Origin of the sequence: Bacillus cereus group sp. BfR-BA-01453, assembly GCF_022662915.1 — a bacterium.
GTDB classification, from domain to species: Bacteria; Bacillota; Bacilli; order Bacillales; family Bacillaceae_G; genus Bacillus_A; species Bacillus_A paranthracis.
In genome coordinates, this window is the sequence record NZ_JAKUEN010000054.1 from 1 (window position 1) to 248 (window position 248).

Genomic DNA, 248 nt, shown 5'->3' on the forward strand with positions numbered 1-248 from the left:
TTTTCTACATATTTCTTCTCACCATTTGGATTGATCCATTTCTCTCCCTCATAAGAAATAATTTTTAACCAGCCACTTGTCGTTCCATCAATAACCAGTAACTCTTGTGCTAAAAAGACTTGCCCTTGACCTCCTTTTGAAGATACAAAAGATGGCTCATTGTACGTATAGAATGATTTTTCTACATATTTCTTCTCACCATTTGGATTGATCCATTTCTCTCCCTCATAAGAAATAATTTTTAACCA

1 pseudogene is annotated in these 248 nt (G+C 33.9%); it reads right to left on the reverse strand.

The annotated features are described in order from the left end of the window. Positions 1-248 (reverse strand): annotated as a pseudogene (locus MR070_RS26980) (C40 family peptidase); the annotation flags it as partial.